Source organism: Paenibacillus sp. MDV22-iso6, from assembly GCF_058408365.1.
Genome location: NZ_JBZVDZ010000001.1, coordinates 1,330,910 through 1,343,893 on the forward strand (window position 1 = coordinate 1,330,910; position 12,984 = coordinate 1,343,893).

Annotated in this window: 10 protein-coding genes; 1 reads left to right on the plus strand and 9 read right to left on the minus strand. The window is 46.5% G+C overall.

What is annotated here, in order from left to right:
• Nucleotides 1–22 precede the first annotated feature (22 nt).
• Nucleotides 23–451: a MarR family winged helix-turn-helix transcriptional regulator gene (locus AC4PM4_RS05625; protein WP_063563662.1), complete on the minus strand. Its 429-nt coding sequence runs from the start codon at nucleotides 449–451 to the stop codon at nucleotides 23–25.
• A gap of 159 nt (nucleotides 452–610) precedes the next feature.
• Here AC4PM4_RS05625 and AC4PM4_RS05630 point away from each other — a divergent pair, with 159 nt between their 5' ends.
• Nucleotides 611–1,921: an amidohydrolase family protein gene (locus AC4PM4_RS05630; protein WP_491612964.1), complete on the plus strand. Its 1,311-nt coding sequence runs from the start codon at nucleotides 611–613 to the stop codon at nucleotides 1,919–1,921.
• Nucleotides 1,922–2,094: 173 nt separating this feature from the next.
• Here AC4PM4_RS05630 and AC4PM4_RS05635 read toward each other — a convergent pair whose 3' ends face one another.
• From AC4PM4_RS05635 to AC4PM4_RS05670, 8 genes are all read right to left on the minus strand, one after another.
• On the minus strand, nucleotides 2,095–3,081 hold the full coding sequence (locus tag AC4PM4_RS05635) for a glycoside hydrolase family 43 protein (protein WP_491613086.1): 987 nt from the start codon (nucleotides 3,079–3,081) through the stop codon (nucleotides 2,095–2,097).
• An 88-nt stretch (nucleotides 3,082–3,169) separates the two neighbouring features.
• Nucleotides 3,170–4,192, minus strand: a complete 1,023-nt coding sequence (locus tag AC4PM4_RS05640; RefSeq protein ID WP_400345295.1) for an endo-1,4-beta-xylanase — start codon at nucleotides 4,190–4,192, stop codon at nucleotides 3,170–3,172.
• 51 nt (nucleotides 4,193–4,243) lie between these two features.
• Nucleotides 4,244–5,800 (minus strand): glycoside hydrolase family 43 protein, encoded by a 1,557-nt coding sequence (locus AC4PM4_RS05645; protein ID WP_491612965.1) that lies wholly within the window; start codon nucleotides 5,798–5,800, stop codon nucleotides 4,244–4,246.
• Nucleotides 5,801–6,754, minus strand: coding sequence for a carbohydrate ABC transporter permease (locus AC4PM4_RS05650; RefSeq protein ID WP_063563657.1), 954 nt, complete (start codon nucleotides 6,752–6,754; stop codon nucleotides 5,801–5,803).
• Nucleotides 6,754–7,719, minus strand: coding sequence for an ABC transporter permease (locus AC4PM4_RS05655; protein ID WP_063563656.1), 966 nt, complete (start codon nucleotides 7,717–7,719; stop codon nucleotides 6,754–6,756). Before AC4PM4_RS05655 ends, AC4PM4_RS05650 begins: the two co-directional genes overlap by 1 nt.
• A 106-nt stretch (nucleotides 7,720–7,825) precedes the next feature.
• Nucleotides 7,826–9,499, minus strand: a complete 1,674-nt coding sequence (locus AC4PM4_RS05660; protein ID WP_063563655.1) for a type 2 periplasmic-binding domain-containing protein — start codon at nucleotides 9,497–9,499, stop codon at nucleotides 7,826–7,828.
• Nucleotides 9,500–9,616: 117 nt separating this feature from the next.
• Nucleotides 9,617–11,152 (minus strand): response regulator transcription factor, encoded by a 1,536-nt coding sequence (locus AC4PM4_RS05665; protein WP_491612966.1) that lies wholly within the window; start codon nucleotides 11,150–11,152, stop codon nucleotides 9,617–9,619.
• A complete protein-coding gene (locus AC4PM4_RS05670) occupies nucleotides 11,142–12,965 on the minus strand; it encodes a sensor histidine kinase (protein WP_491612967.1) in 1,824 nt (607 codons plus the stop codon). Before AC4PM4_RS05670 ends, AC4PM4_RS05665 begins: the two co-directional genes overlap by 11 nt.
• Between the last annotated feature and the right edge of the window lie 19 nt (nucleotides 12,966–12,984).

Sequence of the window (12,984 nt, forward strand, 5' to 3'; positions counted from 1 at the left end):
ATTTCATAGGGAAGTGTCTTCTTTATATAGTCTCATTGATTTTGATCAACAATTTCTTTAATACTTGCTTCTCTTCGTCGGTAAGGACTTGAATGATTTCTTCCTCCACCTTTTGGAAAGAGTCTTGAAAATCTTCAATCAGTTCAATCGCTTTTGGCAATACGTATATGTTTTTTTGCCGTTCATTATTGGCCGGGATTTTACGCTCGATTAACCCTTTTTGCTCTAGAGCTTGAAGCATACTTGTAATGCTGGCCCGACTTAGATGAAACCGATCTGCAAGATCCATTTGAATAATATGACTATTTTGGTTTTCGTAAATATAATCGATTACTTTTCCTTGTTGAGCGTTTAAGCCCAGCTCTTTTATACTCTCGTCCGCTCTTTTCTTTAACTTAAGACCGATAATCTGAAATAAATCCAGATAAGGTGTTTCCTTTCGGGATTTCATAAATCTTCCCTCCTGTGATTGTTAGGAATCTAATTGTAAGTAAATAAACTATACAGCGATCCTATTGGCTTGTCAAAAAAACATTAGCTCGTTGACAGTTAGAAAACTAACAGTTATGATTCGAATTGTTCGATAAACAAACACTTTGGAGGAATTCAAATGGAGAAGGTAACTCAAAATGCTGCGTTAGAACAAGTTACAGTGATTACAAATGTACGTATCTTTGATGGGGAGCAAATCATTGCGCCTAGACATGTTGTCATTAAAGGGAACTCTATTGTTTCAGTCGGTGGAGACCTTCCGGCGGATGCAACAATTATCGATGGAGAAAATGCGACTCTAATGCCTGGTCTGATTGATGCACATGTCCACACTTCCATCGGCGGATTACGAGATGCGCTAAAATTCGGCGTTACCACTGAACTCGAAATGAACGGTGATTTTACTAAACGAGGGCGCGAAATTCAGTTGAAAAATGTGAATGACATCGCAGATGTCCGTTCTGCTGGCACAGCAATCACCGCTCCGGGTGGCCATCCGGATGAATTATTGCCGGATGGAGATGAAATACCTGAATTCGTATTAAAGGAACTAGAGAAGTTATCGGAGGAAGATCGGGAAGCAATGTTAGCCGCATACGCTCACGATCACGATGAAATACCGCAAGTGACAACAGTCGAAGAATCGAGTAAACATGTGCATACCCAAGTCGAGAATGGGGCCGACTATATTAAGATCATGATTGAAGAAGGAACGGTCATGGGTGCACCTGGCCTGCCTGTATTAAGCGACGAGATTCTAAAAACAGCCGTGACAGAAGCCCACAAGTCCGGTAAGCTGGTTATCGCCCACGTCTTGACAGCTCTTTCATCGCAACAAGCCATCGATTTTGGAGTCGACGGTTTGGGCCACTTGTTTATCGATAGACCCGAGTACACCTCCGAGTTAGTGAAATCCATAGCAGCTTCAGGCGCTTTTGTTACACCGTGCTTGGTGTTGAATTCGTCGATTATCGGTAATCCGGCATCCGAATTGGCCAATGATCCGCGTGTTCATTCCAAATTAAATTCTGATTGGATTGATATTTTGAACTCAAGCTTCAATACGTTCCCACAAGGCAATATGGAGAACAGCTTTAAAAATGTGATGGACCTTCACCGAGCCGGAGTTGATATTCTGGTAGGGACGGATGTCGCGCCGGTTCCCGTTCCAAACCTCGGTGGCCTTGCTCATGGGGCAAGTGTCCACCACGAAATGCAACTGCTGGTGAAGGCTGGGTTCACTCCGATGGAAGCTCTTCAGTCGGCCACTTCGAAACCGGCTCGTTGCTTTGGTCTCCATGATCGCGGCCGTATTACCGAAGGTGCGCGCGCAGATCTTATTCTCGTGGACGGTGATCCAACAACTAATATTTCGGATACCTTGTCGATCAAATCTGTGTGGTTTAATGGTTCGCAGCAACTAGGTTAATCCCATTCGATCTGCCCGTATATTGGAAAACTCCGTGCTTTGGCACGGAGTTTTAAGCATTTTCCTCTTTGAAAACCGTATCCTTGCCCTGAAATGCGTATTCACTCTAGGGCTCTTCAGGATCTACAGTTATAGGTAAAAGGATACGGGTTACCGTCCTATTCACATCCATTTCACTTGTCTGGATACGGATCAATCATGCGAATCGTGCCATCCGGATTGTACGTTAACTCAGCAAACTTTACGCAGCGCTTGTAATCGACGCCGCCAGAAAGGGAACAATCGTGATAGAACAAATACCACTTTTCCCGAAATTGTACAATCGAATGATGCGTTGTCCAGCCCATGACTGGCGGCAAAATGGTACCTTGGAATGTAAACGGACCCATCGGATTGTCGCCAATGGCGTACACCAGCTTGTGCGTTGTTCCTGTGGAGTAGGACAAATAATATTTCCCGTTATATTTGTGCATCCAAGGGCCTTCAAAATATCTGCGATCCTCATCCCCAGCGGTCAGCAGCTTTCCATCCTGATCCACGATGGATAACTCCAGCGGCTCCGACACCATCGAGAGCATATCTTCACTCAGCTTTACAACTTTTGGGCCGATCGCCGGAGCATCTGGAGCAGGGCCTTCCGCATGTTCCACGTAGCTTCCTGTCTGCCATTTCTCCAACTGTCCCCCCCACAACCCGCCAAAGAGCATATAAGCCTGCTCATCATCGTCTACAAACACAGCGGGGTCAATGCTGAAGCTGCCCTGAATATATTGCTCCTCCGGTTTGAACGGCCCTGTCGGTGAAGACGATGTAGCCACGCCGATGCGGAAAATGCCATCATGGTCCCGAGCCGGGAAAAACAAATAATAGGTGCCTTTTCTGTATGCGGCATCCGGAGCCCACATTTGACTGGACGCCCAAGGGACATCCTTCACATGCAGAGCTTCGCCATGGTCCGTCACGGCTGAATTCATGTCCGCCATAGAGAGTACATGATAATCCTCCATCTTGTACTGATCTCCATTGTCATTCACCGGTCCGTCGTGATCCAGATCATGGGAAGGATAAATATAAATGCGATCCTCGAAAACATGCGCTGACGGATCAGCAGTAAATATGTGCTTAACTAAAGGTTGATGCGGTTTAGGCAATTCGGACATACAAATGGCTCCTTCCAATAGATATGTACTCCCAAGTATCTCTTCGAGATGCTGTGGGTTAAACGAATCGATATTGATCCGTTTCATGTCACTTGGGTACAATGATTCGCGCAACACGCTGATACGCTTCCTTTGGACGATGCAACTCATCGAACAGGAATGGCCAGTTTTTTCGCCCTCGAACAGGGAAATTGTCAAGCCAGGTGTAGTCGTCGGCAGCCCCCCAGAATGTCACAGCGCTAATATGCTCCTTATATTCGTGGAGCAGGCGGAAGATGGATTCGTATCGCTCGGCTTGCAATTCCAGCATCTCTTGCGATGGCTGAACGAGATCTGTACGTCTGTCTTCAAAGCGAAATACCGATACATCCAGTTCGGTGAGCTGAAGCTGCAGTCCAAGCTGCGCATACCGCTCAATTGCTGCGCGCATATCATCCAAGGACGGATCATACAGATTCCAGTGCGCCTGCAGACCAACGCCATGAATTGGCACGCCTTGATCGAGTAATGAACGGACGAGCCGATAGATGCGTTCCCGCTTATGTGGATCAGATTCGTTATAATCGTTGTAGAACAACAACGCTTGCGGATCTGCTTCATGCGCGAATTCAAACGCTTTGGCAATAAAATCCTCTCCGGCGATATCCAGCCATTTGGATGGGCGCAGGAATGCATTTGCATCATCCGCATCATCGGAAATAACCTCGTTTACAACGTCCCAAGCATAGATAACGTCCTTATATCTGCCAACAACGGTCTCAATGTGCGCCTTCAATCGCTCCAGCAATACATCGCGCTCCACCAGTCCGCCAGTTTCATTCTCGAACAACCAATCCGGAGTCTGGTTGTGCCAGACCAGCGTGTGACCACGAAGCGCCATGCCTTGCTCTCTGGCAAAGGAAGCGATGGCATCTGCATCCTCAAACGTATACCGTTCCTGCTGCGGATGCACACTGGAGAATTTCATTTCATTTTCTGCCGTCAGGCTGTTGAAGTGATATGCAAGCAATGAACGCTGGCTGTCAATCGTCTTCGGACTCACTGCTGCTCCAATGTGGAATGCATCCTTGTACAATTCCTTCAGTGAAGCCTCTTCTCGAAACGAACCCATAATTTCCCTCCTTTAAATTTCCTTCTTCGCATTGATTTATTAGCAACTGAATCAGACCGAGTACTCGAACCAATCAAAATGGGCAGGTGTGCTGCTTGCCTTACCATTGCCGGTAGCGTATAGTCCGACCACCGCTCCGGTAAAGCACATTTTGTGCACAAAGTCCTCCGGTGATATGGCACGTGCCGAGCCTGAACCCAAGGCTGTCCAGTTCTGTCCGTCCTCGGAGCAAGTCAACCTATATTCCTTATCTGTCGATTCGATTCGGAGCGACAGCCGCTCTGTTACAGTCTCGCTCTCGTAAACCAAGTTCGACTCTCCACGCACCGTCAAACGAGCAAAGAGTATGTTTCGTCCGTTCAACCGTCTTATGCCAATCTCATAGTGTGCATCCTCATCCCGGCGAACACATAATCCCGCTTCTTCTCCATCGGCAACTGGCATGAAAGTCAGGCAGGTCGTAAAGCTGGCATGAATATGCTGCTGCCTGCGGCCAACAAACGTGATCTGACCCACGTCTTCAAGACTTCCATCCTGCCCATACAACGTCAGGTAACCTGGTTTTTCTGTAAGCGAGCATGCTCCTTCTGTAGGGTTGCGCACAAACATCCATTGCGACCCGAGTTCTCCGTCGAATTCGTCCCGGCCGACAACGATGGCAGTATGGCTCCCGGGCAAAGAAGGTAATGTCATTGGCAATCGCTGGACCTTCATGTCCAGACTCACTATTCCTTCATTGTTGTCAATGTGGGGCCACCCCTCGTTCCAAACGACCGGGGCGAGGAGGGTTTCACGTCCAAGCACACTATATCCTTCCTCTGTCAAACGCACGCCAAGGAAAACGGCCCACCAGTCTCCGTGGTGATCCTCCACCAGATCGGCATGACCCAAATACTGGATCGGATGGTCCAGATGGCGATGGGTCAGGATCGGCTCAGGATAGCGTTCAAACGGACCATAAGGTCGATCGCTTCGGCCGATGATCTCACGATGATCCTTGGCCGTCCCACCAGAAGCAGACATCATGTAATACAATCCATTGATTTTGTACAGATGTGGCCCTTCGGTCCATGGCCCTCCATCTCCGTGCCAGACAACTTGTGGTTCAGAGAGAGCCTCACCTGTAGCGATGTCGATCTCATACTGGATGGCATGAGAATCGTAATCGGCACCTTGTTGTGCGGTCACGTACACTTTGCCATCGTCGTCAAAAAACAGCGATGGGTCAATTCCACCGTATGGAATACGAATTGGATCAGACCAGGGGCCAGCAGGGTCGGTTGCCGTCACGTAGAAATTGCCGATGCCTCTCACATCTGTCGTAATCATGTAAAATGTACCTTCATGGTAACGCAGTGCCGGAGCATAAATGCCGTCTGAGCTTTTCCGTCCGGTCAAATCAAGCTGGCTGACCCGATCCAACACATTGCCGATTTGCTCCCAGTGAATGAGATCCCGGCTCCGAAAGATCGGCACTCCGGGAAAATACTCAAATGAACTGCAAATGAGGTAAAAAAATTCTTCAGCCTTCACAATGCTGGGGTCCGGATAGAATCCAGGAAGGATCGGGTTGGAATAACAGATCGTATTAGCTTGAAGCTGCTTCATCTATTCCTTCACACTCCCTACATTTAGTCCAACGACAAAGTATTTTTGCATAAACGGATACACCAGCAAGATCGGAACAGAAGCGACAATTGTAACTGCAGCACGAATGGAAATTGGAGTTACCTGTGTTGAATGCTCCACCCCCACGCCGTTCGCAACGGAAGGATTACTGTTGGCATTCATACTGGAAGACAACAGCTTCATCAGTTCGTATTGCAGTGTGCTGAGCTCCTGACGTGATGACGTGTACAGAAAAGCATCGAACCAGGAATTCCACGCGCCGACTGCGACAAAGAGCGCAATGGTCGCCAGCACAGGCTTGCACAGTGGAAAAATAATTCTCCAGAAAATTCTGAAATCTCCTGCTCCGTCAATTTTGGCAGATTCAATCAAGCTTTCAGGGATCGTGTATATATAAGTACGAATGACGATCAGGTTAAACGCACTAATCAGCGATGGTAAAACATATACCCAGAATGAATTGATTAAGTGCAGGTCCTTCATCAGGAAGTATCCCGGAATAAGCCCTGCGTTGAAATACATGGTGAGTACAAAAATGGTCGTAATCAGCTTGCGGAAAATATAATCGCGCCGACTCAGCGTATAAGCCAGCATGGTGGTCAAGAAAATGTTTAAAACGGTGGATAGTACTGTACGTGCAACGGAAATCAAAAATGCGTTATAAATTGTGCCTGATGCAAATACTGCTTTGTAATTCTGCATGGTGAAATCGCGGGGCCACAAATATAAGCCTCCTCGAATGGTGTCATTCCCTGCATTAAACGAAACCACAATTGTGTTCAAAAATGGATACAACGTCACAATCACCAGCAGAACCATGAAGATGGTGTTAAAGGTGTTGAACAGAAACGGTTCCATGCCTCTGCCACCTGGGCGGCGTACGGAAAGCGCCGCTGTATTTCCTAAACCAGACAATGGTGTTTTTTTCGTCATTATAACAGCCTCTCTTCCCCAAGCCGCTTGGCGGTCCAATTCGCTACAAGTAACATCGTAATGCTGACCACGGTCTTGAATATTCCGCCTGCAGTTGCGAGCGAATAGTTGCCCTGTGCAATCCCGTATTTGAGCACAAAGATATCAATCGTTTCCGACCAGTCCACAACGAGTCCGTTGCCCAGCAAATACTGAACCTCAAAGCCGGCTTCCAGAATATGTCCAATCGACATAATCAGCAGGATGACAATGGTAGGCTTGATTCCCGGCAAGGTGACATTCCACATTTTTTGATATCGATTGGCTCCATCAATATCGGCTGCTTCATACTGTGCCGGGTCAATAGAGGCCATGGCCGCCAAATAAATAATGGTGCTCCATCCGACTTCTTTCCAAATATGAGAACTTGCAACAACGCCCCAGAAATACTTCCCTTCCGTCAGCCACAAGATCGGCTCGTTGATTAAGTGCAGTTTCATGAGGATATCGTTGACAATGCCGTCAGAAGCAAGCGATGTCGCTACGATGCCGGTAACGATAATCCATGATAAGAAGTGAGGAAGATAAGAGATGGTTTGTACCGTCCGCTTCCACATGATCTTCTTGATTTCATTGAGTAACAATGCCAAAACAATAGCGGTAACGAAACCCAAAATCATGTTGATGATACTCATGGCAAGCGTATTACGAAGCACGCGCAAGAAATTGTCATCCGTGAACAAAAATTGAAAATGCTTGAACCCTACCCACGTTTGCTGCGAGAAACTTCTGGCTGGTTTGTAATCCTGAAAAGCCATCGTCCAGCCCCAGACAGGCACATAAGCAAAGATAATAATGTACGCAAGCAGAGGAACAGACATCCATATGAGCTGTCTCTGTGCTTTGATATTTTGCCAAGTAATCCGCCTAATTTTCGGTTTTTTCTTCGGTCGGAGCGGCTTGGTACCCACTACAATTTCCTCCATAATATCAGGCTCCTATCCATCTTTATATTGAAAGGAATAACGTCCAGCGATATGTTCTTTAAAAAAATCAGGAAGGAAGGTAGCCCTCCTTCCTGACAGCATTTTCTTATTTCACTGACCAGTTATCGATTCTCCACTGCAATACTTCATTGATGCGGCCTTCGAAAGCCTTGATATCCAGCTTTTGAATTTCGGAAACGTATTCGCTCCATACACTGCTGAATTCGGATGTGTTAGCCAAAATCGCTTTCGGTAAATATTTGGTTGATAATTCGTTCAGCTTCGTATTGGCAATTTTGGCTGGAGATCCCTCAACCAGATCGACGGACCAAGCCGGGTAAGTAACCGGATTCTCTGGTGGAGCACTGAAGAAATCCACATAGCTGTTGAAACCGTAGGCGTCCAAAACTTCCTTATCAAACGGTCTCAAGCTGGCTTGATATTCTTCCGGCTGATTGCTTGCTGAAGTAGCGTTGCCATCGCTAAAGTAACCTTCCATCTTCGGTGCGGTTCCATAGAAAGCATCTGCTTTATTGGCCAGTTTCCAGGCCGCATCTGCGGCATTGTCGCGCTGCTCTTGGGTTTTCATGAAACGGCCTTCGTCATTCACGTAATAGTCTTCATCCTGAATGCCCCAAGTGAGTGTCTTTTGCCAATCTTCTTCCATAAGCTTGTCGAGCGCTTTAATAATTTTCACAGGGTCCTTGGCACTTACAGTAATGCCGTAACCATTGTTCAGGTTGAGCGCCGCGCGGTCGCGATAGTAGTCCTTCGTGCTGCTGTCGTATACCAGCGGGAAGCCGACGTACGTGCGTTCAATTTTGTCCTGAGTTATGAGCGAATCTTCCGCGCTGAGAAAATTCCAGTGTTGGTCGAACATGCCGAGTACTGCCCCACTGGACAATTTGGCCATATATTGGTCGTAGTTTTGTGCAAAAGCCTCCTTGTCGAGCAAGCCTTGGCCGTTAATTTCATTAAGTTTCTCATAGTAGGTTTTGGCATAATCTTTGTCTGCAAAGATCTCTGCTTTGCCGTCGTTTACAACGACTCCCCCGTCATTCGGATGACCAATCAAATGCTGTGGCGGGTTCAACAACCCCCAGTTTTTCCAGTCATAGTTCAATACTTCAAAGCCAATGGTCGGCTTGCCGTCGATCGTGGGATACTTCTCCTTGTATTTGGCGATCAAGTCAAAGTACTCGTCCAATGTTTTTGGCGTAGGATAACCAAACTCTTTCAACACGGCTTTCTGAATCCAGAAGGCAGGTCCGCTGTAGTAGGTGTCCGACACCTCACCGTTGTATGCACCATAGTTGGGCAAGTAATAGATATGTCCATCGTTAGGGTCCTTCATCTGGTTCCAGTACTTCTCATAATGCTTCTTCAGATTAGGCGCATGCTCCTCGATCAGGTCTTCCAACGGAATGACCGAACCAGCTGCTGTCAGTTTGGTGTCCGCAGAGATCAGATCCGGATAATCTCCTCCGGCAATCATAACGCCAAGCTTTTGGTTTTTGTCGCCAGCCAAAAATTCAAATTTGAATGTAACGCCAAGCTCATCCTTGATTTTTTTGTAGATTTTGTTGTCAGCGGTTGGCTGTTGTCCGGCCTCGTTCAGGAATACCGAGATTTCTAACGGATTGTCAGCCCCCACCTCACTACCTTTACTACTCTCTTCTCCACTGCCTGAATTGCCGCCTGAGCAACCTGCTAGCACAACACTCAACGACAATAACAGTGTTGCCCCCATACGGAAGAATGATTTTTTACTGTCCCCCATAAAGCACCTCCAAAGTTTGATCTCACTATATGAAAGCCCTTTCATTTGAATAATTTAATTATAAATTTACATCTCCTTGGAAACTATATTCGAATTATAGCTCTTTCCGAGAAAAGCTCAGGTTTTCTTGTATTCGTTAGGAGACATGCCCATACGTTTCTCAAATTGCTTTAAAAAATGATGGTAATTGGCGTATCCAACCTTTTCCGAGATCTCGCTATTTTTGTACTGATTCATCTGTAGCAACCGACATGCCTCCTCAACCCTCAGGTTATGAAGCAGTTCATTGAAGCCGATTCCATTTTTGCGTATCAATAGTTGTCCCAAGTAGGCCGGATGCAGGAAGAAACGTTCCGATAGCAACTTAATAGTCAATCCCTCCTGGTAATGCGTATGAATATAATCGTTGATTTCCTGTACAATACCTTGCGCTTCGAAGACGCTCTCTTTAAGCAAAAACTCAAAGCAGACTCTTCCACACGAATGCAGCATGCCGATCAAATCATCAAGGGTTAACAGTGCTTCATCCAGTTCCGGAATTTCGAACATACGGTAATTCTCTGAATCTTCTGCCATTTGCGCCCTCATGTAAGCACGAATTTCATGAAGAAGGTAAATCACAAATTTTCGGGCTTCATCCGGGTGGACCCGCATCTGTCGAAAGGATTGCTCAATAAACTCCACAGCGGACTGGTAGTTGGCGTAATCAATGAGCTGAAGTGCTCCGAGTACTCGCTCGATCAGTTCAACCTGTTGGTTATGCCTTTGAAAATCGTGGTTCTGGATATCGGCATAATCCATTATGCTGTTCTCTTCCGCTTCATAAAAAGCGTGCAGCAACGCCTTCTCTGCTGTTATGCGGGAGTTGCTGATGTGATGAAGAGTGGATTCGGTTGAGCCAATCGCCATATATGTACGAAAGCCCGCCAGACGGCGAGCCAGTGTTTCTAATTGTTTTCTAAAATTTCCGCTCGTTCTCTGAGGTCCGGGGGAAACATTGCCAAACACAATGGATACAAGATCATTTCGCATACGAATGATATAGAGGACATCCCGTCCGTTCAGAATCTCTGAAGCAAGACTGCTCCACCGGCCAAACTCTTTCTCCGATACCTGAACCAGGCATACAATCCAGGATTCAGCTGACTGGGAAAGGGACTGCATCAATTGAGTACCCTCAGCAGACAGCACTTTGCCTAATAAAGCCTGCTTCATCGTCAACATTTCCTGCTCTCTCAATGCAATCTGCCCAATATAAAGCTGCTCTTGCTCCTTCATCAGTTCCATGCCCATCATGCGAATCTCGGACTCCGCCTGTTCCTCATCCAATGGTTTTAACAGATAACCGGAAACTTTGAATTTAAGCGCTTTTCGCGCAAACTCGAAATCGCTGTACCCCGTAAGAATAATGAACTTGGTCGACCAGTTTCCTCTACGTCGCCATTCTTCAATCATCTCTAGCCCATTCATAATTGGCATTTGAATATCAACCATGACAAGATCCGGCTGTAACTCTTCCATTCGTTCCAACCCTTCCGCACCGTTGCCACACATAGCGCATACCTCAAAGCCAAGACTTTCCCATGGAATCCACAGCTGCAAGCCCTCTAGCGCCCATGGCTCGTCATCAATCAGCAGCGCTCTAAATGCCATTGTCCTTACCTCCTTCTTCACCCTGATGATCTAACAGTTGCAATGGAATTTCGAAGGAGACCTCTGTCCCTTCTCCTATTCTGCTCACCAAGTTAAAATCCACTTTATCGTCATAATACAATTCAAGACGGCGATATACGTTACGTATGCCAATGTTACTCCCTCCGCTCTCCTCCTTGCTCCGCATATGATACAGAACCTCTTGCAGCCGTTCCTTATCCATGCCCTTACCATTATCGGATACAACGACGCGCAGGCGTTCGCTCACAACTTCCGCTTTAATCTTCACATACCCTAACCCCTCAATAGCCTGAATTCCATGTTTGCAAGCATTCTCGGCCAACTGCTGGATACTCATTTTTGGAATTCTATACTGCCTCGCCTCTTCGCTAATATCAATGTAATATTCAAACTTGTCTCGAAAACGGAACTTCTCGATCCCCAGATACATGACCGTAAAACTCATTTCCTCTTCCAGCGTGACCACATCGTCCTTCCAATTCAACAAGCGGCGAAGCAACTTGGATAGGTCCTTGATAATGTCTTTGACATCCGCATAATTGTTTTTGGTGCTAACCACCAGTAGCGCATTGAGCGTATTAAATAAAAAATGAGGATTCATCTGGCTTTGCAGCAAATTCAGTTCAGCGCGAATGCGCTCAGCCTCCTGGCTCCGCTGCTGAATTTCAAGCTTGTACACATTATTGATCAAGGAATGGATCTGAGCGGTCATCATATTGAAATTACGAATCAGATGACCTATCTCATCCTGTCCCCCATCAATGTTGATCAGATCAAATTTCTCGTTCCCCACCTTTTGCATATGTCTGGACAGACGTTTCACTCGATAATTGTATGAGCGCAGCATGACATAGATGAAGATGGAGGTAACCAAAGTAATGATACCAGCGAGCATGCCGAAATAAAGCTTCATGGAGAGCATCGCTTGTTTGACACGTGTTTCCTGAGGTACGCCAATGAGCTTCCAACCTTTCACATAGCTGGCCTTGCCAATCGGTACGATATGTAGGTCCTTGTCCGCCGCCTTGCTCCTATCAAATAACGCATAATCACTATCTACCTCACCCTGATACTTGTCATCTGTGGACACGATAATCTGATTCTTCGCGTTGACCAGATACAGGTCCAGCGAGCTTTTCTCTCTCGCAATAACGTCATAGAATCGATTAAGGTAAAAATCAATGCGCACTAACTTCTCGTAAGAGTTGTCTGCGTTATAATAGTCCATTTTTTCAATCACGCTAAAATACGACGAGGTCGCCGCGCGATCATTCGCTGCCTGATCGCGATAAGCGAGTACACTTAGTGATTCCCCTGCTGCTTCCCATTGTCTGAACCAGGCACTGGCGTTCATTGAGCTGTCCAGATAATAATAATCCCCTCCAGACACAATCGTTGGATTATCTGTGTAGATGCCGATCCGCTGGATTTGATTGTTCACGGGAATATAGGAAGTCACTCGATGGCGAAGCTGTTCATCGAATGTATTGTAGAAATCCAATTGGTCTTTGTATACACGATCCATGGATTCGGACAACAGCTTGTCCGTGATTAAGGCGTGACTGACAGCGATCCCCCCGTCAATCATGGTGTGAATGTCCTTTCTCGCCCGCTCCAGCGATATTTGCAGATTCTGCTCTTCCCGCTCCTTAATTAGCCCCGACATACGATCCATGAACAAATAATTGCTTGCTATGATCGGAAGCAAAATACCGATAACATAGATCAGCATAAACTTGTAGTTCAAAGGAATATCGTTCACGATGCCGCGAAATCGGAATTTCTTAAACATGTCTTCCATCGCCATCCTT

Coding starts and splice junctions, on each gene's coding strand:
- AC4PM4_RS05650 (WP_063563657.1), bottom strand. CDS start 6,754: ATGACGAAAAAAACACCATTGTCTGGTTTAGGAAATACAGCGGCGCTT.
- AC4PM4_RS05655 (WP_063563656.1), bottom strand. CDS start 7,719: ATGGAGGAAATTGTAGTGGGTACCAAGCCGCTCCGACCGAAGAAAAAA.
- AC4PM4_RS05645 (WP_491612965.1), bottom strand. CDS start 5,800: ATGAAGCAGCTTCAAGCTAATACGATCTGTTATTCCAACCCGATCCTT.
- AC4PM4_RS05660 (WP_063563655.1), bottom strand. CDS start 9,499: ATGGGGGACAGTAAAAAATCATTCTTCCGTATGGGGGCAACACTGTTA.
- AC4PM4_RS05670 (WP_491612967.1), bottom strand. CDS start 12,965: ATGTTTAAGAAATTCCGATTTCGCGGCATCGTGAACGATATTCCTTTG.
- AC4PM4_RS05625 (WP_063563662.1), bottom strand. CDS start 451: ATGAAATCCCGAAAGGAAACACCTTATCTGGATTTATTTCAGATTATC.
- AC4PM4_RS05640 (WP_400345295.1), bottom strand. CDS start 4,192: ATGGGTTCGTTTCGAGAAGAGGCTTCACTGAAGGAATTGTACAAGGAT.
- AC4PM4_RS05635 (WP_491613086.1), bottom strand. CDS start 3,081: ATGTCCGAATTGCCTAAACCGCATCAACCTTTAGTTAAGCACATATTT.
- AC4PM4_RS05630 (WP_491612964.1), top strand. CDS start 611: ATGGAGAAGGTAACTCAAAATGCTGCGTTAGAACAAGTTACAGTGATT.
- AC4PM4_RS05665 (WP_491612966.1), bottom strand. CDS start 11,152: ATGGCATTTAGAGCGCTGCTGATTGATGACGAGCCATGGGCGCTAGAG.